Origin of the sequence: Streptomyces montanus (assembly GCF_005786655.1) — a bacterium.
Taxonomy (GTDB): domain Bacteria; phylum Actinomycetota; class Actinomycetes; order Streptomycetales; family Streptomycetaceae; genus Streptomyces; species Streptomyces sporangiiformans.
The window spans coordinates 60,122-83,267 of the sequence record NZ_VBZC01000044.1 but is presented as its reverse complement, the minus strand read 5'-3'; the positions used below and the strand labels follow the sequence as shown (position 1 = coordinate 83,267).

20 protein-coding genes are annotated in these 23,146 nt (G+C 70.2%); 10 read left to right on the top strand and 10 right to left on the bottom strand.

What is annotated here, in order from left to right; genetic code table 11:
* The 7 genes from FE633_RS32415 to fabG all read left to right on the top strand — a co-directional run.
* The coding region (locus tag FE633_RS32415; protein WP_138048747.1) for a beta-ketoacyl-[acyl-carrier-protein] synthase family protein at positions 1-862 on the top strand (862 nt) is incomplete at its 5' end.
* The gene (locus tag FE633_RS32410; RefSeq protein WP_246113936.1) at positions 859-1,767 is read left to right on the top strand and encodes a hypothetical protein; all 909 of its coding nucleotides are present in this window, start codon (positions 859-861) and stop codon (positions 1,765-1,767) included. The genes FE633_RS32415 and FE633_RS32410, both read left to right, overlap by 4 nt.
* Positions 1,754-3,457: a class I adenylate-forming enzyme family protein gene (locus FE633_RS32405; RefSeq protein ID WP_138048746.1), complete on the top strand. Its 1,704-nt coding sequence runs from the start codon at positions 1,754-1,756 to the stop codon at positions 3,455-3,457. Before FE633_RS32410 ends, FE633_RS32405 begins: the two co-directional genes overlap by 14 nt.
* The gene (locus FE633_RS32400; RefSeq protein WP_138048745.1) at positions 3,454-4,050 is read left to right on the top strand and encodes a hypothetical protein; all 597 of its coding nucleotides are present in this window, start codon (positions 3,454-3,456) and stop codon (positions 4,048-4,050) included. Before FE633_RS32405 ends, FE633_RS32400 begins: the two co-directional genes overlap by 4 nt.
* A 3-nt stretch (positions 4,051-4,053) precedes the next feature.
* Positions 4,054-4,977 carry an NAD-dependent epimerase/dehydratase family protein gene (locus tag FE633_RS32395; protein ID WP_138048744.1) on the top strand — a complete coding sequence of 308 codons (924 nt, stop codon included), beginning with the start codon at positions 4,054-4,056 and terminating at the stop codon, positions 4,975-4,977.
* Between the two features lie 26 nt (positions 4,978-5,003).
* A complete protein-coding gene (locus FE633_RS32390) occupies positions 5,004-6,620 on the top strand; it encodes an MFS transporter (protein WP_246113935.1) in 1,617 nt (538 codons plus the stop codon).
* Positions 6,621-6,699: 79 nt separating this feature from the next.
* Positions 6,700-7,416, top strand: a complete 717-nt coding sequence (fabG, locus tag FE633_RS32385; RefSeq protein ID WP_138048742.1) for a 3-oxoacyl-ACP reductase FabG — start codon at positions 6,700-6,702, stop codon at positions 7,414-7,416.
* 19 nt (positions 7,417-7,435) lie between these two features.
* On the opposite strand, the gene FE633_RS32380 is transcribed toward fabG, so the two are convergent.
* The gene (locus tag FE633_RS32380) at positions 7,436-7,846 is read right to left on the bottom strand and encodes a Fur family transcriptional regulator (RefSeq protein ID WP_138048741.1); all 411 of its coding nucleotides are present in this window, start codon (positions 7,844-7,846) and stop codon (positions 7,436-7,438) included.
* Positions 7,847-8,084: 238 nt separating this feature from the next.
* Here FE633_RS32380 and FE633_RS32375 point away from each other — a divergent pair, with 238 nt between their 5' ends.
* Together FE633_RS32375 and katG are read left to right on the top strand one after the other, a co-directional pair.
* The gene (locus FE633_RS32375; protein WP_138048740.1) at positions 8,085-8,267 is read left to right on the top strand and encodes a hypothetical protein; all 183 of its coding nucleotides are present in this window, start codon (positions 8,085-8,087) and stop codon (positions 8,265-8,267) included.
* The gene (katG, locus tag FE633_RS32370) at positions 8,260-10,488 is read left to right on the top strand and encodes a catalase/peroxidase HPI (RefSeq protein ID WP_138048739.1); all 2,229 of its coding nucleotides are present in this window, start codon (positions 8,260-8,262) and stop codon (positions 10,486-10,488) included. The genes FE633_RS32375 and katG overlap by 8 nt, the downstream gene beginning before the upstream one ends.
* 141 nt (positions 10,489-10,629) lie before the next feature.
* Here the strand turns inward: katG and FE633_RS32365 are convergent, their stop codons facing one another.
* From FE633_RS32365 to aspS, 5 genes are all read right to left on the bottom strand, one after another.
* Positions 10,630-11,976, bottom strand: a complete 1,347-nt coding sequence (locus FE633_RS32365) for a pectate lyase family protein (RefSeq protein ID WP_138048738.1) — start codon at positions 11,974-11,976, stop codon at positions 10,630-10,632.
* Between the two features lie 381 nt (positions 11,977-12,357).
* Positions 12,358-12,798 carry a hypothetical protein gene (locus FE633_RS32360; protein ID WP_138048737.1) on the bottom strand — a complete coding sequence of 147 codons (441 nt, stop codon included), beginning with the start codon at positions 12,796-12,798 and terminating at the stop codon, positions 12,358-12,360.
* Positions 12,799-12,949: 151 nt separating this feature from the next.
* Positions 12,950-14,320 (bottom strand): MFS transporter, encoded by a 1,371-nt coding sequence (locus tag FE633_RS32355; RefSeq protein WP_246113934.1) that lies wholly within the window; start codon positions 14,318-14,320, stop codon positions 12,950-12,952.
* 219 nt (positions 14,321-14,539) lie between these two features.
* Complete coding sequence (locus FE633_RS32350; protein ID WP_138048736.1) at positions 14,540-15,523, bottom strand: intradiol ring-cleavage dioxygenase; 984 nt, start codon at positions 15,521-15,523, stop codon at positions 14,540-14,542.
* Positions 15,524-15,674: 151 nt separating this feature from the next.
* Positions 15,675-17,438 carry an aspartate--tRNA ligase gene (gene aspS / locus FE633_RS32345; protein ID WP_138048735.1) on the bottom strand — a complete coding sequence of 588 codons (1,764 nt, stop codon included), beginning with the start codon at positions 17,436-17,438 and terminating at the stop codon, positions 15,675-15,677.
* A gap of 219 nt (positions 17,439-17,657) precedes the next feature.
* Here aspS and FE633_RS32340 point away from each other — a divergent pair, with 219 nt between their 5' ends.
* On the top strand, positions 17,658-19,826 hold the full coding sequence (locus tag FE633_RS32340) for a SpoIIE family protein phosphatase (protein ID WP_138048734.1): 2,169 nt from the start codon (positions 17,658-17,660) through the stop codon (positions 19,824-19,826).
* Here the strand turns inward: FE633_RS32340 and FE633_RS32335 are convergent.
* The 4 genes from FE633_RS32335 to FE633_RS32320 all read right to left on the bottom strand — a co-directional run bounded on the left by FE633_RS32335 (position 19,748) and on the right by FE633_RS32320 (position 22,952).
* Positions 19,748-20,866, bottom strand: a complete 1,119-nt coding sequence (locus FE633_RS32335) for an AI-2E family transporter (protein ID WP_246113933.1) — start codon at positions 20,864-20,866, stop codon at positions 19,748-19,750. The two genes, FE633_RS32340 and FE633_RS32335, sit on opposite strands and share 79 nt — an antisense overlap.
* 105 nt (positions 20,867-20,971) lie before the next feature.
* Complete coding sequence (locus tag FE633_RS32330; RefSeq protein WP_138048733.1) at positions 20,972-21,238, bottom strand: hypothetical protein; 267 nt, start codon at positions 21,236-21,238, stop codon at positions 20,972-20,974.
* A gap of 151 nt (positions 21,239-21,389) precedes the next feature.
* Positions 21,390-22,361, bottom strand: coding sequence for a pirin family protein (locus FE633_RS32325; protein ID WP_138048732.1), 972 nt, complete (start codon positions 22,359-22,361; stop codon positions 21,390-21,392).
* Positions 22,362-22,472: 111 nt separating this feature from the next.
* Positions 22,473-22,952, bottom strand: coding sequence for an SseB family protein (locus FE633_RS32320; protein ID WP_119105970.1), 480 nt, complete (start codon positions 22,950-22,952; stop codon positions 22,473-22,475).
* Between the last annotated feature and the right edge of the window lie 194 nt (positions 22,953-23,146).

Here is a 23,146-nt window from a genome sequence, read left to right as displayed (position 1 = left end):
GGCGGCGGCGGAGCGGCCCGCGGACGCCGTGCCCGCGCGGACCGCCGACGCCGTGCCCGCGCGGCTCACCGAGGTGCTGGCCGGGCGGCTCGGGCTGACCGGGCCGCGGCTCACCTTCACCAACGCCTGTGTCGCCTCCGCCGCCGCGATCATCCACGCCTGCCGGCTGATCTCCTCCGGCAGGATCGACGCGGCGGTCTGCGCGGGCGGGTACCTGGTGGAGGAGGAGACGTTCGGCAAGTTCGACTCCGGCCGGGCGCTGTCGCGCGACGGCATGGTGCGCCCGTTCAGCGCCGACCGCAGCGGACTGCTGCTCGGCGACGGGGTCGCGGCGGTCGTGCTGGAGTCCGCCGAGCACGCCAGGCGCCGCGGTGCCCGGCCGCTGGTGACCGTGGTGGGCTGGGGCGCGGCCACCGACGCCTACCACATAGCCCAGCCGCACCCGGAGGGCGTCGGGCTGGCACGCGCGGCGCGGCAGGCGATGCGGCTCGCCGGGGACCCGGACGGGGCGGCGCTGGGCTATGTCAACGCCCACGGGACCGGCACCAAGTACAACGACGGGGCCGAGACCCGCGGGCTGCGGGCCGCGTTCCCGGAGCGGGCCGCGTCGATACCGGTCAGCTCCACCAAGAGCACCACCGGCCACCTCCTGGAGGCGGCGGGCGTGGTGGAGTTCGTGATCACGATGCTGGCCCTGATGGACGGTGTACTGCCGCCGACGGCCGGATTCGGCCGGCCGGACCCGGAGTGCGACCTGGACTACGTGCCCAACCAGCCCCGTGAGGCCGATCTGCGCCGGGCCCTCACCATCAACGCCGCCTTCGGGGGCGCCAACACCGCACTCGTCCTGGAGCGGCCGTGACCACCGAGAAGTCGGAGAAGTCGGAGAAGACCGAGAAGCCGGTGCTCCGCTCGCCCCTCGGCATCCTCGCGATCGCCACGGCGACCCACGGCACCGGCCGGGACGACGACATCCCGCTGCCGAGGCTGCCCGGCTTCGTGGAGTCGGCCTTCAGCCCGCTGGCGTACGAGGTCAGCAGGCAGTGCCTGACCGAACGGCCCGGGGACGGCTCTCGTACCGCCGTGGCGCTGGCCAGCCTGATGGGGGACACCACCACCGCGGATCTGGCCAGCACGCGCGTGGTCTCCGGGCGGGTCCACAACCCGCTGCTGTTCATGCAGGCCACCGCCAACTCCGTACTGGGCTATGTGAGCCGGGAGTTCTCCATCACCGGGCAGATGTTCAGCCTCTCCACCCTCGACGACCCGGTGACCGAACTGCTGGCCATGGCGGATCTGCTCCTCGAGGACCCGGAGCTGGACCGGGTCCTGGTGCTGGGCGTGGAACTGGGCGGCGGCGAGAGGGTGGCCGCCGCGCACCGGGAACTGGCCGCCGACAGCGACCGCCCCGCCCCACCCCTCCCGCCGGCCTCGGGCCTGGCGGCGGCGGTACTGCTCGGCCGTCCCGGCACGGAGACGCCGGTGTCCGTCCGGTCGGCCGAAGCGCCGGAGTCCGGCCAGTCGCCCGAAGCGCCGGTGGCCGCCCGGTCGCATCCGGGAAGCATCCAGGGCCTGTTCGACCTGGCCGCCGCCCACCGGCGGCTGCTTCAGGACGGTGGCAGCCACCTCCTGGTGACCGAGCCGGACGCGCGGCGCGGCCCCGCCGCGTTCGTCCTCAGCACTGACACCGAAGCTCAAGCTCCCCTGCGGGCGCCGACGGACGCGCACGCCGGAAGGAACGAGACGGAGACCCATGCTCATCAGTAGGCAGGAGCGGGCGCGGATCTGCTCCGACACCGAACTCGGCGCCGGCAACGTCCTGCACCGCCTGAAGGAGTACGGCCGCCCGCTCGACGAGCCCGTGCTGCGGACGGACGGCAGCTGGCAGGCACCCGACGGCAGCCGCCCCGAGACGCTGACACTGGGTCAGCTGCACGAGGTGGTCGAGACGTACGCGGGCTGGTACGCCGCCCAGGGTGTGGGGCCCCGCGACCCGGTCGCGGTGCACAGCCACTCCAGCGCCGAATTCGCGGTGAACTTCCTGGCGCTCACGGCCCTCGGTGCCATTCCGTCGTTCGTCAACGGCAACCTGTCCCCGGAGATCGCCCGGGAGTACGTACGCAGACAGGGTGCGGTGGGCGCCTTCACGGACCGGGAGCACCACGAGGTGCTGTCCGGGGACGAGTCGGGGCTCGGCTTCTGTGTGACCGCGGCCGAGATCCGGCCGGAGCACCGCGAGCTGCTGCCGAAGGCCTACCCGTACCGGCACGACCCGACCGACCCGGTGATCATCTCCCACTCCTCCGGCACCACCGGCATGCCCAAGGGCGTGCCGCACACCCACCGGACGCTGATGTACGCGCAGGTGCACCGGCTCCGCTACTCCACCGGCGCCGACATGGAGCGCACGCTGGTGGGCCTGCCGGGCGCGCACAACGCGGCCGTGGCGACACTCCTGTACTGCCTGCTGCTGCGCGCCGACATCAAGCTGCTCTCCAGCCGGCGCGGCACCGATGTGCTGGACGCCATCGAGGAGTACCGGCCCACCACCGTGCTGGCCTTCGCCGCCACCTTCGGCGAGATGGCGGCGGAGGACCTGGCGGCCCGTGACCTGTCCAGCGTGCAGGTGTGGTTCAACACCGGGGACGCGGCCCACGAGGCGCACATCCGGGCCCTGGTGCGGCACGGCGGTCACGAGGAGATAGCCAGGGACGGCAGGGACAGCAGGGACGGCAGGGGCCTGCGCCGCAGACGGGTCGAGGGCTCGGTCTTCGTGGACGGACTCGGCTCCTCGGAAGCCGGCTACTCGGTCTTCCACAACCGGCACACCAAGGACACCTCGGCCTACTCGCGCTGCATCGGCAAGCCGATCAGCTTCGCCGAGGCCGCCGTGCTCTCCGAGGACGGCATCCCGCTGCCGCCCGGCGAGATCGGCCGCCTGGGGCTGAAGTCGCCGACGCTCACCCCCGGGTACTGGAACGACTCGCTGACCTTCCACCGTCTGCGGCTGGGCGGCTACTGGCTCACCGGGGACCTCGCCCACCAGGACGAGCAGGGCAACTTCTACCACCTCGACCGCGCGCCGGACGCCATCCGGACCCGCGACGGGATCCTGTTCAGCACCCGTACCGAAGAACTGCTGCTGCGGGAGCTGCCCGAACTGGCCGACTGCACCCTCGTGGGGGTCGCCGCGGAGGGCGTACGGGCGGACTGGGACGGCGACGGGGAAGCCGAGGCGTACGCGCTGTTGCAGCTTGCCGACGAGGAGAGCGGCGACGTCGACGGTGACGGCGATGAGGCATGGACCCGACGCGTCAACGCCGCCCTGGCGGGTGCCGGATTCCCCCCGGTGGCCCGGGCCCTGCGGATGAAGCCCGACGACGTGGCCAAGGGCGCCACCGGCAAGGTTCTCAAACGAGTGATGCGCGAGCGGTTCGCGGCCAAGGAGCAGGCATGAGTACGGGCACGGGCACAGGAACGGGAACGGGAACGGGTGCCGACGAAGTGAACCACCGCGCCCAGACGGTGGAGGCGTACCGGCTGTGGTGGCAGCACGACGCCAACTGGTACCAGGGTGTGGCCGCCCGGTTCGGGCAGCAGGTCGCGAACGAGATCAACGCCGAGGCGATGCGCAAGGTCGCTCTCCAGGTCGGGCAGCGCGTAGCCCGCCGCTTCGGCCCGCTCCCCGACACCGGTGACGCCGGCAAGGACCTGGAGGAGCTGCGCCGCCGCTACGACGAGTGCGGCGAACGGATGTTCCCGCGAGAACTGCGCAACGCCTCCACCGAGGTGGAAGAAGACGACCTGATCGTGCTCACGCTGCGGCGGAACTTCGCCATCACCATGGTGCGGATGGCCGGTTCGCTGGAGGGCTACCAGTGCCCGTGCACCGACGTCCACGCGGGCTGGTCCGAGGGGCTCGGCGTGACCCTGTCGGAGAACCGGGCCACCAGCTGTCTGCGGGACGGCGACAAGGCCTGCCGCCTGCTGATGCGGGTCGGCACTCCCACCGCTCCCATTGATCCCGTCGATCCTGGCGCGGAGGGCTGAGCCGTGCGCGTACTTGTCGCCGGAGCCACCGGAGTGGTCGGACATCCGCTGGTGGGCGCGCTGCGGGCGCGGGGCCACCAGGTGAGCGCCCTGGTACGTCAGGGGTCCCGGGCCCGTGCGCCGGAGGCGGACGACGTCGTGGTCGCCGACGCCCTCGACCGTCAGGCCCTGCTGTCGGCAGTGTCGGCCGCCCGGCCCGAGGTGGTCGTCCATCAGATGTCGGCGTTGCGGCTGCTGCGCGACGACCCCGCGGGGGCCTTCGCGCTGACCGCGCGCCTGCGCACCGAGGGCACGGCCAACCTGGTCGCGGCGGCCCGTGCGGCCGGGGCACGGCGGCTGGTCGTGCAGAGCATCGCCTTCGCCGCCGCCCCGGCCGGGAATCCGGTCGTCGACGAGGACGCGCCGCTGTACGTGGACGCCCCGGACCCCGGCTGGGCGGCCACCGTACGGGCCGTCGCCGAGCTGGAGCGGCTGGTCCTGGGCAGCGAGGATCTCGCGGGCGTGGTGCTGCGGTACGGCACGCTGTACGGCCCCCGGACGGCGTACGCCCGTAACGGCGGGACCACACAGGCGGTGCTGGCCGGACGGCTCCCGCTCCCCGAGGGCGCGTCCGGGATCACGTCGTTCCTGCATGTGGAGGATGCCGTGGGGGCCGCGGTGGCGGCCGTCGAGTCCGACGTCACCGGAGCGTTCCACGTGACGGACGACGACCCGGCCCCGGCCGCGCAGTGGCTGCCGCACTACGCCCGTACGCTGGCCGGACCGTCCCCTCGAACGATTCCGGCGGCGCTCGCGCCCCGGCTGCTCGGGTGGTTCATGGCCCATCAGCTCACCGCGGCGCACGGCGCGGCCAACGACCGGGCCCGTACGGCACTGGGCTGGAAGCCGCTGCGGCCGAGCTGGCGCGACGGGCTGGGCGAGGAATGACAGGGCCCGGCACGCAGGGCACGAAGGTGAGCGGGGCAGCAGCGGGAGCCGCCCCGGCCCGGCCGTGGGCCGTCATCCTGGTCGTGGTCTGCGCCCAGATGCTGATCTGGCTGGACACCTCGATCCTCAATGTCGCCGTCACCACCCTGGCCGACCCGTCCCGGGGCCTGGGCGCGAGCCCCGCCGAACTGGAGTGGGTGGCCGGCGCCTACACCCTGGTCTTCGCCGGCGCCCTCTTCGCGGGTGGCGCGCTGGCCGACCGTTTCGGCCCCCGTACCACCCTGCTCGCCGGTCTGGCGCTGTTCGGTGCCGCGTCCGGCCTCGGCGCGTTCGCCCCGAACCCGGCCTGGCTGATCGTGGCGCGCGCCTTCATGGGCGCGGGCAGTGCGCTGCTGATGCCCGCGACGCTGTCCGTCATCGTGCGGAGCACCCCGGAGGAGAAGCGCACCCGGGCGATCGCGATCTGGAGCTCGTCCAGCGGTCTGGGCGTGGCCGTCGGCCCGGTCGTGGGCGGGGCGCTGCTCAGCCACTTCTGGTGGGGTTCGGTGTTCCTGGTCAATGTGCCGATCGTCGCCCTGTGCCTGGCCGGGGTGGCGGCCGTCGTACCCGGACTGGACGGTGCGCGCGGGCGGAAGCTCGACCTGCCGGGGCTGGCCCTGTCGGTGCTCGGGCTGGGCGGCATGGTCTACGGGATCATCGAGCTCGGCAGCGGACGGGCCTGGTACGGGCCGCACGTCCTGCTCCCGCTCCTGCTGGGCGGCGCACTGCTCGCCGCCTTCGTGGCCGGTCAGCGCAGGTCGCCCGCCCCCAGCCTGGACCTGCGGCTCTTCCGGCAGCCCGGGTTCACGGCCGGGAGTGTGGTGCTGCTGCTCTCGTTCATGGCACTGGCCGGGCACCTGTTCTACGCGGCCTTCTATCTCCAGGGACCCCGTGGGCTGTCCCCCGCCGACGCCGGAACAGTGATGATCGCCGCCGCGGTCGGCATCGTCCTGGGCAGTCAGGCTTCTCCGGCGATGAGCCGGCTTCTGTCGGCCCGGTGGACGGTCGCGGCCGGAATTCTGGCCACCGCGGCCACATACGTCGGCTATCTGTGGTTCGACGACGCGACAAGCATCGTGGTCATCGCCGCACTGCTGTGGATCCAGGGCTTCGGCATGGGCCTGGTCGGCACACCGGTCACGGCCGTGATGATGAGCGGGGTGCCGCAGCATCTCGCGGGCGCCGGATCGGCCGTCAACAGTGTCACCCGGCAGGTGGGCGGGACGCTCGGGGTGGCGGTGATCGGCTCGATCCTCTCCGGGGTGTACCGGGAGCGGATGGCGGACGCCGCGCTGCCCGGCGGTTCGCGGGATCTGCCGCCCGGCGCCGAGGAACAGGCCAGGACCTCGGCGGAGGCGGCACGCGCGCTGGCCGGTTCGCTACGCCTGCCGGAACTGGCCGCCACGGCCGACCGCGCCTTCCTCGACGCCATGTACGCGGCCACGCTCTGGACCGCCGTACTGGCCTTGGCCGGGTTCGCCGTGTGTGCGGTGGGCCTGCGTGCACGGGGAACACGACCGGAGCACTCCCGGGAAGGGCAGGGAGAACCGGAAGGGCCGGACGAACGTCGAGAGGCGCGGGACGGCCACGTGGAAACCGCGTAGCTCGCGGAAGACGTGAGACAGGTAAGGCGTGCGACACGTAGGACATGGAAGAGCAGAGGAACAGGAGGGGGCAGGCACGATGGCGCAGGCGACGGCCCGTTCGGTGTTCGTGACCGGAGGGAACAGGGGGATCGGGCTGGCCATTGCCCGCCGCTTCGCGGCGGCGGGGGACCGGGTCGCGGTGACCTATCGAGGTGAGGAGCCGCCCGGCTCCGAGGGCTTTCTCGCCGTACGGTGCGATGTGACCGACAGCCAGCAGGTGGACCAGGCCTTCAAGGAGGCCGAGTCGGCCCACGGCCCGGTCACCGTCCTGATCGCCAACGCGGGCACCGTCCACGACCGTCTGCTGGTGCGGATGAGCGAGGCGGACTTCACCTCCGTGATCGACACCAACCTCACCGGGGCCTTCCGGGTCGCGCAGCGCGCGGTGCGCGGGATGCTCCGGGAAGGCCACGGCCGGATCGTGCTCATCTCCTCCACGTCGGCGCTGCACGGTGCCCCCGGGCAGACCAACTACGCGGCGGCCAAGGCGGGTCTGGTCGGTTTCGCACGGTCACTGACCCGCGAGCTCGGCCCTCGGGACATCACCTGCAATGTGGTCGCGCCCGGCCTGACGGAGACGGACATGAGCCGCGGGCTGACAGCGGAGCAGCGCCGGGACCTCCTGCGGCAGACCCCGGCCGGCCGCCCGGCCCGGCCCGAGGAGGTCGCCGACGCGGTGGCGTTCCTGGTCGGCGCCGGTTATGTGCGCGGTGCCGTGATCCCGGTCGACGGAGGCGCCGGGCTGGGGCACTGAGGCCTTGCCTGTAGGGGTGCTACGCGCAGGACGGGCACAGCCCGCGGTAGGTGACCGTGACCTCGGACACGGTGAAGCCGAACCGTTCCTCCGCCGGGAGGTCGGCCAGCGGGTTGCCGGCCGGGTGGACATCGCGGACGGTGCCGCAGTTGGAGCACACCAGGTGCTGGTGCGGGTGGTGCGCGTTGGGGTCGTAGCGCTTGGCGCGGCCGTCGGTGGAGACCTCTATGACCTCGCCGAGGGAGACCAGCTCACCCAGGGTGTTGTAGACGGTCGCCCGGGAGATCTCGGGCAGCCGCTGTGCCGCACGGGCGTGCACGTCGTCGGCCGTGAGATGTACGTGGTCGCCGTCGAGGACCTCCGCAACGACGCGCCGCTGGGAGGTCATTCGCCAGCCACGCCCTCGCAGTCGCTCCAGCAGGTCACTCATGTCGGTTCACCTATTCAGGTTCGGTGGATACCCGAAGTTTATCAGTGGACGTCCGGGTTCCGATTGGATATGGGTTTGGCGCCCTTCTTGACTTGGACTCTGTCCATTGTAGGATCGGTTCCGGCAATAGCCAAGGGAGCAGGAAGACACAAGCACGGCAGGAGACAGAGACGTGACGCCGTCGAGGCAATCGCCTCCGGGGGATACGCGATCGCAAGGCCACCTCCCCGTTCACGCCGTGCGCGAGGCCCTGGCCGGCGAGGCCACGGGCCTGACCGCGTCCGACGCCGAAAGCTTCTCGACCGACGAGGCCGAGGTCATCCACCGGGTCCCGCGCCGTCCAGGACGGCCCCGGTCGTTCCACCGCCCGTATTTCCTGAGCACCGTGATCCACCTAGTCCGGAAGGGTTCCCATGTCTGAGAACCATGAAGCAATCGTCACAGACGCGAAGACGGAAGCCGGAGGTGGCTGCCCGGTCGCACACGGGCGCGCCCCCCACCCGACCCAGGGCGGCGGAAACCGCCAGTGGTGGCCGGAGCGGCTCAACCTGAAGATCCTCGCCAAGAACCCCGCCGTGGCGAACCCCCTCGGCGAGGAGTTCGACTATGCCGACGCGTTCAAGTCCCTCGACCTTGCGGCAGTGAAGCGGGACATCGCCGAGGTGCTGACGGACTCCAAGGACTGGTGGCCGGCCGACTTCGGTCACTACGGCCCGTTCATGATCCGGATGGCGTGGCACAGCGCGGGCACCTACCGGATCAGCGACGGCCGCGGCGGCGCCGGCGCCGGACAGCAGCGCTTCGCCCCCCTCAACAGCTGGCCGGACAACGGCAACCTCGACAAGGCCCGCCGCCTGCTGTGGCCGGTCAAGAAGAAGTACGGCCAGAGCCTCTCGTGGGCCGACCTCATGATCCTCGCCGGCAACGTCGCCCTGGAGTCGATGGGCTTCAAGACCTTCGGCTTCGCCGGCGGCCGTGAGGACGTCTGGGAGTCCGAGGAGGACGTCTACTGGGGCCCCGAGACCACCTGGCTCGGCGACGAGCGCTACACCGGCGACCGTGAGCTGGAGAACCCCCTCGGTGCGGTGCAGATGGGCCTCATCTACGTCAACCCGGAAGGCCCGAACGGCAACCCGGACCCGATCGCCGCGGCCCGCGACATCCGTGAGACCTTCCGCCGGATGGCGATGAACGACGAGGAGACCGTCGCCCTGATCGCGGGCGGCCACACCTTCGGCAAGACCCACGGCGCGGGCCCGGCGGACCACGTCGGCCCCGACCCCGAGGCCGCCTCGATCGAGGAGCAGGGCTTCGGCTGGAAGAGCACGTACGGCACCGGCAAGGGCGGCGACGCGATCACCAGTGGCCTCGAGGTCACCTGGACCAGCACGCCGACGCAGTGGGGCCACGAGTTCTTCAAGAACCTGTTCGGCTACGAGTGGGAGCTGACGCAGAGCCCTGCCGGCGCAAACCAGTGGGTCGCGAAGGACGGTGCCGGGGCGGGCACCATCCCCGACGCCCACGACGCGTCGAAGAGCAAGCCCCCGATGATGCTCACGACCGACCTCTCGCTCCGGTTCGACCCGGCCTACGAGCAGATCTCGCGTCGCTTCCTCGAGAACCCCGACGAGTTCGCCGACGCCTTCGCCCGCGCGTGGTTCAAGCTGACCCACCGCGACATGGGCCCGGTCGTGCGCTACCTCGGATCCGAGGTCCCGTCCGAGACGCTGCTGTGGCAGGACCCGCTGCCCGAGGTGACGCACGAGCTCGTCGACGCCGAGGACATCGCCTCCCTCAAGAGCCAGATCCTCGCCTCGGACCTGTCCGTGTCCCAGCTCGTGTCCACCGCGTGGGCGTCGGCCTCGTCCTTCCGCGGCAGCGACAAGCGCGGCGGTGCCAACGGTGCCCGTATCCGCCTCGAGCCGCAGAGCGGCTGGGAGGTCAACGAGCCCGACCAGCTGGCGACGGTGCTGCGCACGCTGGAGGGCATCCAGCAGTCCTTCAACGCGCAGGCCGGCGGCAAGCAGGTCTCGCTCGCCGACGTGATCGTGCTCGCCGGTGCCGCGGCCGTCGAGCAGGCCGCGAAGGACGCCGGCTTCGACGTCGAGGTCCCCTTCACGCCGGGCCGTGTGGACGCCGCGCAGGACCAGACGGACGTGGAGTCGTTCGCCGCGCTCGAGCCGACCGCCGACGGATTCCGCAACTACCTCGGCAAGGGCAACCGCCTGCCGGCCGAGTACCTGCTGCTCGACAAGGCGAACCTGCTGACGCTGAGCGCCCCCGAGCTGACCGTCCTCGTCGGTGGCCTCCGCGTCCTGGGCGCGAACTACCAGCAGTCGAAGCTCGGCGTCCTCACCACGACCCCCGGGGTGCTGACCAACGACTTCTTCGTCAACCTGCTCGACCTGGGCACGACGTGGAAGGCGACGTCCGAGGACCAGAACACGTTCGAGGGCCGCGACGACGCCACCGGCGACGTCAAGTGGACCGGCACGCGTGCGGACCTCGTCTTCGGCTCGAACTCCGAGCTGCGCGCGCTCGCGGAGGTCTACGCGAGCGATGACGCGAAGGAGAAGTTCGTGAACGACTTCGTCGCGGCGTGGGTCAAGGTGTCGAACCTCGACCGGTTCGACCTCGTCTGATCACGTGGTCTGATCGCACGCTCCGATCACGCGATCTGATCACACGAGTGGGGCCCGGGACGCGAAGTCCCGGGCCCCACTCAGTTCTTCAGGAACTCAGTTCTGGGGGAACTCAGTTCCTGAACTTCACGGCGTTCGGGATCAGGACGAAGTCAGAACCCCGGCGCCCGTCGTGTTCGGCAGCTCCGTCGCCAGGCTCTTCGCGGAGGTCTGGAGGCCGGCGGTGAGCGTCGGCTTCCAGTTCACCGTCGTCTTCAGCTTCTTCGAGTTCGCGGAGTTGTACGCGGCGACGATGTCCGTCGCCTTGTCGTTGACGAGGTTGCCGCCGCCCGCGACCGAACCCGTGCCGTCGCCGCTCAGCAGCTGCGCGACCTTCGCACCGGCCGGCAGCTTCCAGGAGTTGTGCTCGGCGACCACCTGGGCCTTGGCGCGCGAGTCCAGGCTGTACTTGAGCGCGTACCCGTTGAGGGTCGTCGTGTCGTAGTAGTTGTTGTAGAGGTGGATCTGGCCGATCCGGGCCAGCGGGGCGCGCTGGGTGATGCCCTTCCACACGTTGTGGTGGATGGAGACGCGCAGCTTGCCGACGCTGTCGGTGTCGCTGCTGCCGATCAGCATCGTCTTGTCGTGGTTGGTGAACTGGTTGCGCTCGACGGTCACCAGGTCGGAGCCGTTGGTGATGTCGAGGGCGCCGTCGTGGATCTGGTACTTGCGGCCTAAGTACGACTTCTCCGCGCTGTCGAAGAACGGCGCGTCGGTGAAGGTGTTGTGGTCGGCCCAGACGTTGGTCACCCCGCGCAGGGTGACGGAGTCGTAGTTCGAGTTCCACTCGCCCTTCGAGCCGTCCGTCGGGTCCCACTGCGGGAAGCAGTCCTCGGTGGCGGAGAAGGTGAGGTTGCGGATGATGACGTTCTTCACGTCCTGCACCTGCAGACTGCCGCCCTTGATCCCGGCTTTGGTGCCCGGGACGCCCACGATGCTGGTGTTGGACGGCACCTTGAAGACGATGTTCTTCTTCTGCTTGTTCGCGGCGGCTTCCCGGGCCTTCTCCTGCGTGCCCGAGGGCTCCTTCTTGCCCCAGGTGGCCGGGTCGTACGCCTTGAGGTAGGCGGACAGCGAGTAACCCGTGCCGGAGGCGTAGTCGGCGCAGGTCGTCTTCTTGCCCGCGTCGTTGGTGTTGACGTCGATCGTGCCCTTGATCTTGACGATCTTCGGGGTGGAGTCGGTGCCGGAGCCCAGCGCCTTCGCCAGCTGGGCGCGGGTGCTGACCGTGTAGACGTGCGCGGAGTCCGCCTTCGAGCCGCCCGTCGTACCGGAGCCGGAGGCCGCCCAGCCGTCCTTGGCGGGCAGGGCCTGACGTGACAGGTCGACGGCCGCGTTCGCGTTCATGACGAAGGGGACGGCGCCGAGGCCCGCGGCCGCCACAGCGGCGGTGGAGACCAGGATGGTGCGCCGCCGGCGGAGGGACCGACGGTGGGTGACGGTTGCCACGGATGAGTCCTTACGGGTTCGGGTGCACCTGATGCGGAAGGTGCACGTGGTTCACGAAAGCCCGGTCCGGACCGGGCTTCCGACTCATCTGTGGTCACGGAGATCGGAAAGGTTGCCGCCAACTTGGGGGAGGTGAGCGGGGGTTGGCCGGCCGCGCTCAAGCGCTGGGTGGCAGGCGGGGGCGCCGCGACACGGTTGCCCGGCCGCGGCGCCCGCACTGTTCAGCAGACGGTCAGTAGAGCTTGTTGACGGCCGTGACGGTGAAGGACGCCTTCCTCGATGCCCACGGCACAGCCCCCGCCCCGCATCGGACCGACTACTACCTACGCCTGTGGAACGTGATCTGAGGCAGGGCCGACCGTCCGAGCGCCAGACCCCGCCTCACCGCGTCCGGACGAGAGCCCTCAGGTCCCGCGCTCGGCCGGAGTCCCGCGCTCGGTCCGTGTCCGGGAGGGAGGGGCCCGGGTCCAGGCCGAGGGCGGTACGGGCGGTACGGACGTGGTGGTGGCCCTCGATGGCGGTCCGCTTCACCAGCGCGTACTCGGCGGCGGTGCGGGCGGTGGCCAGTTGCTCCCTGGCGGTGCGCAGGCGTTCGGAGGCCTGCGACAGTGCCTGCGTCGCGGCCTTGTCGGCCGCCGCCCGCCTGCGCAGATCGAGGGCGGACAGGCTTCCGCCGAGCCGCACCACCCAGCGGTTGGCGTCGGCCTCCGCGTCCAGGTCGGACAGGCCATGCGCGTGCGCCTGGCACGACCGCCTCTGCGCGACGACCGCGACCACCGCTCCGACGATCAGCAGCAGGGCGAGCAGCACGGTGACTCCCATGACCTCCTGGCCTCCTCCGGCGTTTGCTGTGCTGGGTCCTGCGGGATGTCCTTACCCCGCACGTCCCATCACACGCCCTGCCGCTGTGCGCATCCGACGAGGATCCTGTGTGTCAGCTGATGGCTTCCCCAGCGAGTCTCAGCGGGTCTTCTCAGCGGGTCTCGCCGGTCGCCACCTGGCCCTTTTCCACTGCGGGGTCGGCGGAGCCAGAACCGGAACCGGCGCCCGGGTCCACCTTCGCGGCGCCCCCGCTCCTTCGGATCAGGGCCACCCCGAGCACCGCCAGCAAGGACGCCGCCGAGAGCGTGTACAGGCCGCCGTGCGTGGTGCCGGTCGTGTCCTTGAGGTAGCCGAAGAGCGTGGGGGAGACGAAGCCGCCCAGGTTTCCGATGGAGTTGACCACGGCCAGACCCGGCGCGGCGATCTTGAGGTCGAGACCGGACTGCGCCATCGGCCAGAACAGGGTGGCCGCGCACTTCCCGCCGACCGCGGCGAGCGTGATGGCGGCGAGCCCGAACCAGGGGGATCCCAGGGTGGCGAGGAAGGTGCCGATGGCGGACAGGACCAGGGCGAGCGCGAGATAGGGGCGGCGGTCCCGGGCGCGGTCCGTGAAGTGGCTCATCGAGTACATGGCGATCACCGCGCAGATCCACGGGATCGCCGACAGCAGTCCCACCTCGAACGACGACAGCCCGCCGATCTCCTCGACGAGACTCGGCAGCCAGAAGGTGATCGCGTACCCGGTGAGGGCCATCGCGAAGAAGACGGTGGTCAGCAGGGCGACCTGGGGGTGCAGCAGCAGCTTGAACCGCGACACCTTGGGGGCCCGGCTGCGGGCCTCCTCGTCACGGGCCACCGCCGAGCTCAGCGCGTCCTTCTCCTCCCGTGTGAGCCAGCGGGCGTCCTCGATGCGGGAGACGAGGAAGAAGCCGGCGACGAAACCGACGGCGATCGAGAAGGCCCCTTCCAGCGCGAACATCCAGCGCCAGCCGGCGAATCCGCCCGCGCCGTGCAGTTCGAGGAGCGCCCCGGTGATCGGTCCGGTCACGATGTACGCCGTCGCCGAGCCGCCGAGGAAGATCGCGCTCGCCCGGCCCCGGCTGGAGTCGGGCAGCCACTGGGTGAAGTAGAGAAGCACTCCGGGGAAGAAGCCGGCCTCCGCGACGCCGAGGAGGAAGCGCAGGACGTAGAACATCATGACGTTCTGGATGAAGCACATCGCCACGATCACCAGACCCCAGGTGATCATGATCCGGGTCAGCCAGACCCGGGCGCCGAACCGCTCCAGGAGCATGTTGCTCGGCACCTCGAACAGGGCGTACCCAATGAAGAACAGGCCCGCGCCGAGACCGTAGGCGGTGGCGCTCACCCCGACGTCGGCCCGCAGTTCGTCCTGGACGAAGCCCACGTTCGTCCGGTCCATCTGGTTGATCAGCAGCATCAGAACCAGGATCGGGAGCATGCGGCGCAGGAATTTGCTCACCGCACGCCGCTCGGCGTCGGGCACCACGACTTCTGACATCGTTGTCTCCCCTCGGTCGTGCACATACGTGAACAGCAATCACGTACGCGGGAACCTGGGGAACCTTACGGAGGCACATCTTCCGGGTCAATGGGTCGGCCAAGTAATCATGTATGTGAACGGACGGGGGTGAACGCACACGCCAAACGGGCCCGGGAGTCGCCACCTTCCCGGGCCCGTCCGCGTACGACCGCCGTCAATCGGTCGGCCGTACGGCTGTCAGCTCGCCGAAGCCGACGCCGAAGCCCCCGGCTGCACCGCGTCATCGGTGCCCTCGTGGGTCGCCCCGGGGTCCACGCCGACCGTGATGGAGCCGACGACGCCCTTGGCGATGTTCTTCTTCTGGTACTTGAGCTTGAGCAGGCCGCCGGTCGTGCCGCTCTGGTCGTAGATCGTGTCCTCGGTGAGCGTCGTGCGCTCCGTCGTCGACGTCGAGTACGGCTCGACCTCGGCAGAGGCGAGCACCGACTCCTCGTCGAAGAAGAACTGGCCGGTGTGGCAGGTGTTGCCGCCCTCGTAACCGGCGTCGGTCCATTTGCCGTTGACGTGCACCTTGGTGTGGATGTGGACACAACGGCCCCGGTACCAGCCCGGGAAGATCGTCTTGAAGGTGACGAAGCCGCTCTTGTCCGTCTTCCAGGTGCCGCGCAGGTAGCGCTTGTCGTCGGTGGGCTCCTCGTGCCCACCGCCACCACCACCCGGCCCGCCGGTCGGGGGCTCGCCCGTCGGCGTACCCGAGGGCGCGTTGGTCGGAGTACCCGAGGGCGCGTCGGTCGGGGCGCCGCCACCGCCGCCGCTGGAGAGGTCCTCGTAGCCGGAGTAGAGGCCCAGCGCGTCGCAGTGCCAGATGTCGACGGCCGCGTTACGGACCGGCTTGCAGGTCTCGGAGTCGATCACCTTGATGCGGAGGGTCATCGGGATGCCCTCCCTGTCCTCGGTGATGTCGCGGCGGATCTTGTCAGCGTCGATGTAGTACGGCCCCTCGGTCGTCTCCGAGGTGAGCTTGTAGCACGTCTCCGAAGCACCGGAGGAGGTGGACGAGCCCGCGGTGGTGCCGCTCTTGCCCGTCTCGCCGGCGAAGGCGTTCACCGCGATGCCGCCGCCGACACCGACGGCCGCCACCGCCGCGCCACCCGCCACGACGACGTTGCGCCGCGTCATGTTCCTTTTGTGCTTCGGTCCTTGAGTCTCGGTCCCAGTCATGAGCCGAGACCCTAGGGAGGGCACCTGTCAGGAACATGGGTACGGACTGTGGGTTTCCATGCATCCCTGTGAGCACACGAAAAGTGGCTCGGAACCGGCGTCGGTTCCGAGCCACCTCGTGAATCAGGAGCTGATTCGACTACTTCTTCGACTACTTCGGCTGCGGCTTCCGTACCGAAATGTTCAGCTCGCGCAGACGGGCCTCGTCCAGCTCCGTCGGTGCACCCATCATCAGGTCCTGGGCGTTGCCGTTGAGCGGGAAGGCGATCGTCTCGCGGAGGTTCGGCTCGTCCGCGAGCAGCATGACGATGCGGTCGACTCCCGGCGCGATGCCACCGTGCGGAGGGGCGCCGAAGCGAAGCGCGCGGAGCATGCCCGCGAACTCGCGCTCGACCGTCTCCTCGTCGTAGCCCGCGATACCGAAGGCCTTGAGCATGATGTCGGGCTCGTGGTTCCGGATGGCACCGGAGGACAGCTCGACGCCGTTGCAGACGATGTCGTACTGCCAGGCCAGGATGTCCAGCGGGTCCTGGGTCTCCAGGGCCTCCATGCCGCCCTGCGGCATCGAGAAGGGGTTGTGCGAGAAGTCGGTCTTCCCCGTCTCCTCGTCCTTCTCGAACATCGGGAAGTCGACGATCCAGCAGAAGCGGAAGACGTCCTCCTCGAAGTGGCCGGCCCGCCGTGCGGCCTCCACCCGGACCGCGCCCATGATCTTCGAGACCTCGTCGAACTCGCCCGCGCCGAAGAACACCGCGTGGCCGGCCGACAGGGACAGGCGCTTGGTCAGCTCCGCGACGTTCTCTTCCGTGAGGAACTTCGCGATCGGGCCCGTCAGCGAGCCGTCCTCGGCCACTCGCACCCACGCCAGGCCCTTGGCGCCCTGCGAGACCGCGAAGTCCCCGAGCTGGTCGAAGAACTTCCGGGGCTGCGAGGACACGTCCGGTACCGGCAGCGCCCGTACGTGCTTGCCCGCGAAGGCCTTGAACTCCGAGTCCTCGAAGATGTCGGTGATGTCGACGAGCTCCAACTGGGCCCGCAGGTCCGGCTTGTCGGAGCCGTACTTCAGCATCGCCTCGCGGAACGGGATGCGCGGGAAGGGGGACGTCACATGGCGGCCGCCCCCGAACTCCTCGAAGAGCTCGGTCATGAGCTGCTCGATGGGCCGGAAGACGTCCTCCTGCTCCACGAAGCTCATCTCGACGTCGAGCTGGTAGAACTCGCCCGGCGAGCGGTCCGCGCGCGCGTCCTCGTCGCGGAAGCACGGCGCGATCTGGAAGTAGCGGTCGAAGCCCGAGACCATCAGCAGCTGCTTGAACATCTGCGGCGCCTGGGGGAGGGCGTAGAACTTGCCCGGGTTCAGGCGGGAGGGGACCACGAAGTCGCGGGCGCCCTCGGGGGACGTTGCGGTCAGGATCGGGGTCGCCATCTCGTTGAAGCCCATCGCCGCCATCTTGTGACGGATCGAGGAGATCACCGCCGTACGCAGCATGATGTTGCGGTGCATGCGCTCGCGGCGCAGGTCCAGGAAGCGGTACTCCAGGCGCCGCTCCTCGTTCACACCGTCCTCGGTGTTGATCGTGAAAGGCAGCGGGGCGGCCGCGCCGAGCAGCTCGACCTCGCTCACCTCGACCTCGATCTCGCCGGTCGGCAGCTCGGAGTTGATGTTCTCGGCGCCGCGCGAGACGACCTTGCCGTCGACGCGGACCGTCGACTCCTTGGAGAGCTTGTCCAGGGCTTCGTACGCGGCCGTGCCGGGACGGGCGACGAGCTGCGTGATGCCGTAGTGGTCGCGCAGATCGATGAAGAGGATGCCGCCCAGGTCTCGGCGATTGTGCAGCCAGCCGCTCAGCCGGACGTCGCTGCCGACGTCAGAGGCGCGGAGCTCGCCGCAGGTGTGGGACCTGTACCGATGCATCGTCGTTCATCCAGTCTTCGCGGATCGGGGTCTGTTTCACGTGAAACTCTCCCAAGCGTACCGGCCGCCCCAAGATCGCTGTTCGCAATAGTTCCGGCGACGGTTCCGCACGGTCACACAGGGTCCCGCCCCGTCCCACACGGGCCTCAATGGTCGCAGGCACGTAACGCCCTCCCGTCTCAGTGGCACCCTCCGTTGACCTCTCCATAGAGTGGGGCAATGCGCACCGAAGATCCCCTTCCCTCGGTGGGGGATGTCCTGGCCGCTCTCGCGACCGGCATGTGGCGTTTCGACGACGCCGCGGGGAAGGTCAGTCTCGATGCCGAGGCCGCCCGGCTCCTCGGCCTGCCCGCGGAGCCGGTGACCCTGACGGAGGCGGGCGTACGCTCCCGTTTCCATCCGGTCGACTGGAACGAGATCGACGGCATCGTGCAGCTCGCCGTCGCCGAGGGCACCCTCGCCGAGGCCCGGCTGCGGATCATGGACGAGCAGGGGCGGGTGATCCGTACCGTCCGCAGCCGCTCCAAACCGATCGTCGACGCGGTCACCGGCACCTTCGAGCTGGTCGGCACCCTGCAGGAGGTCACGGAGCCGCCGCCGGGCGCCGCCGCCCGTACGCCCGTCACGGGCGACTGGCGCCGCTCGCGCGAGGCGTTCCTGCTGGACGCAGGGCGCGCTCTGGCCGAGGCACGGTCCACCGAGGAGGTGCTGCGGGTCGCGGCCGGCCTGTCCATGCCCGGTTTCTCGCCGGACGGCCTGGCCGTCTTCGGCGTGCAGGGCGACCGGCTGACACTGATCGGACACCACGGGCACGGGCCCGGCGACGAGGCACCGTTCTCCGCGATGTCCCTGGACACGGACTACCCGGCCGCGGAGGTCGTCCGCACCGGCCGTGCCGTCTACCTCTCCTCGCCGAGCGACTACCGGAAGCGCTATCCCACCGCCTGGCCGCTCGCCCAGGGTTTCGGACGGCACTCCTGGGCCTTCCTGCCACTCGTCGTCGCGGGGCACACGATAGGCGCGTGGATGGCGGCCTTCTCGTACCCCGTCTCCTTCACCCCGGACGAGCGCTCCGTCCTCACCACGGTGGCGCGCATGCTGGCGCAGGCCCTCTCGCGCGCCGGGGTCGCCGAGTCCGAACGCGAGCTGACCGACGGCCTCCAGCGCTCGATGCTGCCCACCCTCGGGCCGCAGATCCCGGGCATGAGCGTGGCCGCCCGGTACGTGCCCACCGGCGGCGGCCTCCAGGTCGGCGGCGACTGGTACGACATGATCCCGCTCCCGACCGGCCGGTTCGCCCTCGTCATCGGCGACGTCCAGGGCCACGACGTACGCGCCGCCGGTCTCATGGGCCAGCTGCGCATAGCGCTGCGGGCGTACGCCTCCGAAGGGCACCGGCCGGACGCCGTGCTGTCGCGCGCCTCACGGTTCCTGTACGGGATCACATACGACGAGGAGATCACGGACCTGCGCTTCGCGACCTGCCTGTATGTGGAGGTCGACCCGACGACCGGCATCCTCGACATCGCCCGCGCCGGGCATCCCGACCCGGCGATCCGCATGGCCGACGGCACGGTGCTGACCCGGCCCACCGCGGGCGGGCTGCCGCTGGGCATCGACCCGGACGCCGACTATCCGACCACGCGGCTCGCCCTCGAAGTCGGCGAGACCATGCTGATCTGCACGGACGGGCTCATCGAGACCGGCGGACACGACCTCGACACCGGATGGCAGCGGATCCGCAAGATCCTGGAGGGGCACGAAGGCGACCTGGAGAAACTCGCCGACACGCTGGTCCAGGCCGTGCACGGGCCCTCCTCGCACCACACGACCGGGCCGCTGGCGGACCGCCGCGAGGACGACATAGCGGTGCTGCTGCTGTGCCGGCAGGGCGAGGGCTGCGGCTGCGACGACACCATGACGCCCCGGCCTGCGGTACGCCGCACCGTGCTGACCGTCGCTCAGGCCGAGCCGGAGCGGGTCGCGGGCGCCCGCCACCAGCTGCGCGAGCTGCTGCACGACTGGCCCTCCGAGGACCAGGTCGACTCGGCGGTGCTCCTGCTGTCGGAGATGGTCACGAACGTACTCGTGCACACCGACGCCGACGCGCTGCTCGTCGCCGAGATGACCGGCGACCGCGGTTCCCGTCGGATTCGGGTCGAGGTCACCGACGGCAGCGACGACCTGCCCCACAAGCGACATCCCGGCGAACTGGCGTCCTCCGGGCGTGGGTTGGTGCTCATGGAGGTGCTCGCGGACGCCTGGGGGGTGGATCCGCGAGGGGAGGGGAAGAGCATCTGGTTCGAGCTTCATGAGCCCCCGGAAGACTCCGGGGGTTCCTTCGGGGACGGGGATTCCGTGGTGTCCGGCGGGCTCGGCGGGGCGTGACGATCGCGGAGTTCCGCCACCACCCCGAACGCCGCCGCCGTCAACGGCACCGCGAACAGCATGCCGAGAACCCCGGCCACCGAGGCACCGGCCGTGATCGTCAGCATCACGACCGCCGGATGCATCCGGACCATACGGCTCTGGATCATCGGCTGCAGCACATGCCCTTCCAGCACCTGCACCGCCAGCACGACCCCCAGCGCCCACAACGCGATCACGAAGCCCCGGTCGGCGAGCGCCACCAGGATCGCCACCGCTCCGGAGAGAACCGCCCCCAGATAGGGGATGTACGCCCCGACGAACACGAGCGCGCCGAGCCCGACCGCACCCGGGACGTCCAGGACCAGCAGCCCCACGGTGATACAGATCGCGTCGATGAACGCGATGAAGGTCGTCCCACGCATGAAGCCCTCGACGGCCTGGTACGCACGCCGCGCCACCACCTCGACCGATTCGGCCGATCTCCGGGGCACGAGCGCGCGCATCACGCCGGTCGCCCGGTGCGAGTCCCGCAGGAAGAAGAAGACGAGCAGCAACGCGAGTACGGCCATGGCGATCGCCTCGCCGACGACACTGATCCCGCTGATCACGCCGGAGGCCGCCGTACCGCCGAACTTGCTCAGCAACTCCTTGGCGTTGGAGGCCAGATCGTCGAGCGAGGTGCCGGCCGCCCCGAAGTACTCGGCCACTGACTCGGCGGCCCGCTTGAGCGAGGAGATGATCTCGTCGCCGGAGTCGATCAGGGCGGCCACGACGATGTACGCGGCCCCGCCGACGACGCCGACGACCGCGGTGCACGTCAGCCCGGCCGCGACCGACCGGTTGACCTTCGCCTTCACCAGCCGCCGGTACAGCGGCCCCAGCAGCGCCGTCCCCAGCAGCGCGAGCAGCACGGGCACCACGGCCGTCCTGAACTCCGCGCACAGCCGGATGCCGACCACCACCACACCGGTGACCAGCAGCAGGACGACACACCAGGCGGCCAGCCGGCGAACGGGTTCGGGAAGGAGCCGGGCGGCTTCGGGAAGCAGGGGCTGCACCACCCCTCCACCCGACCACGCACCGGGCGGGCCGTCCTGCTGGAAGGCCCGCCCGGGTGACGGGGTGTCAGGGAGGGCAGGGGGTGTCAGAGAGGGACAGGGAGGTCAGAGGTACTGACCGTCGTCAGCGCCTCGCGCCGCTTCCGGCCGCACCTTGACCGCTACGACGTTGGCACAGTTGACCAGCACGACTCCACCGGCCGCGTCCTCACGGCCGTTCAGCTCGAAGCGCAGGGAGCTCCCCTGCTCGAGTGCCTCGCTCACTCTGGCCACAGCCGACTCCAGCGTCTCGAAGTCGCGGCTCCTGACGGCCAGCACCTCCCCGACGACGGGCTGGAACACAAGGTGCAACTCCGGGTTCTCCTGCGGCATACGCGGACCTCCGTCACCGACCTCCGTAACCAACGGCGGAAGGCCACGATGCGCGCGGAGTCCGGCGGATACAAGCACCGGAGGCAGAGGCAAACCGGGGTACCCCCCGCGTCTGCCTCTGCCTCCGCGTCTCCGCCTTCTGCCGGAAGGCCTACAGCCCGCCCTCGGTCATCCCGTGCACGGCGGGGATCGTCCCCAGCCGTCCCTTCTGGAAGTCCTCGAACGCCTGCTGAAGCTCCTCGCGGGTGTTCATCACGAAGGGCCCGTAGTGCGCCATCGGCTCACGGATCGGCTGCCCGCCCAGGAGGACGACTTCCAGGTCCGGGGTGTTGGAGTCCTGCTGCTCGTCCGCGCGGACGGTCAGCGAGGAGCCCGAACCGAAGACGGCCGTCTGCCCGGTGTGGACGGGTCGGCGTTCCGCACCGACGCTGCCGCGGCCGGCGAGGACGTACGCGAGACCGTTGAAGTCCTCGCGCCACGGCAGGGTGAGCTCGGCACCGGGCGCCACGGTCGCGTGGATCATGGTGATCGGCGTGTGTGTGATGCCCGGGCCCTGGTGGCCGTCCAGCTCACCGGCGATGACGCGCAGGAGCGCGCCGCCGTCGGGGGTGGTGAGGAGCTGCACATGGCCGCCGCGGATGTCCTGGTAGCGCGGCGTCATCATCTTGTCCTTGGCCGGCAGGTTCACCCACAGCTGGAGGCCGTGGAAGAGACCGCCCGACACGACGAGCGACTCCGGCGGGGCCTCGATGTGCAGGAGGCCCGAGCCGGCGGTCATCCACTGGGTGTCGCCGTTGGTGATGGTGCCGCCACCACCGTTGGAGTCCTGGTGGTCGAAGATCCCGTCGATGATGTACGTCACGGTCTCGAAGCCACGGTGGGGGTGCCAGGGGGTGCCCTTGGGCTCGCCCGGCGCGTACTCCACCTCGCCCATCTGGTCCATCATGATGAACGGGTCGAGGTGGCGGTAGTTGATCCCGGCGAACGCACGGCGGACCGGGAATCCCTCGCCCTCGAAGCCGCTCGGCGCGGTGCTCACCGCCAGCACGGGACGGGCCACGGCCTCGGTCGACGCGACCACGCGGGGCAGGGTCAGCGGGTTCTCGACGGTCACTGCAGGCATGTCGGTACCTCCTTGTGCTCCGAGTTTAGTTGACTATTGAACTTCCTGCCACCCGGAACAGAGAACGCCCGGAGGGAATTCCCTCCGGGCGTCGCTCGACGGCGAGGCACGTCAGCCATACATCCGGCGCATCGCGAAGTCGACCATCTGCTCGACCGCCTTCGCGTCGAAGACCATGCGGTGTTCACCCTCCATGTCGAGGACGAAGCCGTAGCCGGTGGGGAGCAGGTCGATCACCTCGGCGCCGGTGATCACGAAGTACTTCGACTCCTTGCCGGCGTACCGGCGCAGCTCCTTGAGCGAGGTGAACATCGGGATCACGGGCTGCTGGGTGTTGTGCAGCGCGAGGAAACCGGGGTTGTCGCCGCGCGGGCAGTACACCTTGGAGGTGGCGAAGACCTGCTGGAAGTCCTCGGCGGAGATCGACCCCGTCGTGAACGCGCGCACCGCGTCCGCGAGCGAGGGCGGTGACGGCTCGGGGTACAGCGGGCCGCCCTGCTGGCCGTACCCGCCGGGCATCTGCTGCTGCGGCGGGGGCTGCTGCTGGGCGTACTGCTGGCCTGGCCCCGCGGTCTGGTCGTAGCCGTACATGGGGGCAAGAGTACCGGTGGCCTCCGGCGGTTTGACCGGGGTTGCGCTGCCCGTGGGCCGGGCTCGTGGGCCGACTGCGGAGCATGGGGGCGCCTGGGGAACTGAGGGCGAGTAGGGCGCACCCCTTCAGATGGTGGCCTGAGGAACTGAGGGCGAGCGGGGCGCGCCCCTTCAGGGGCGCGGGGAACTGCGCG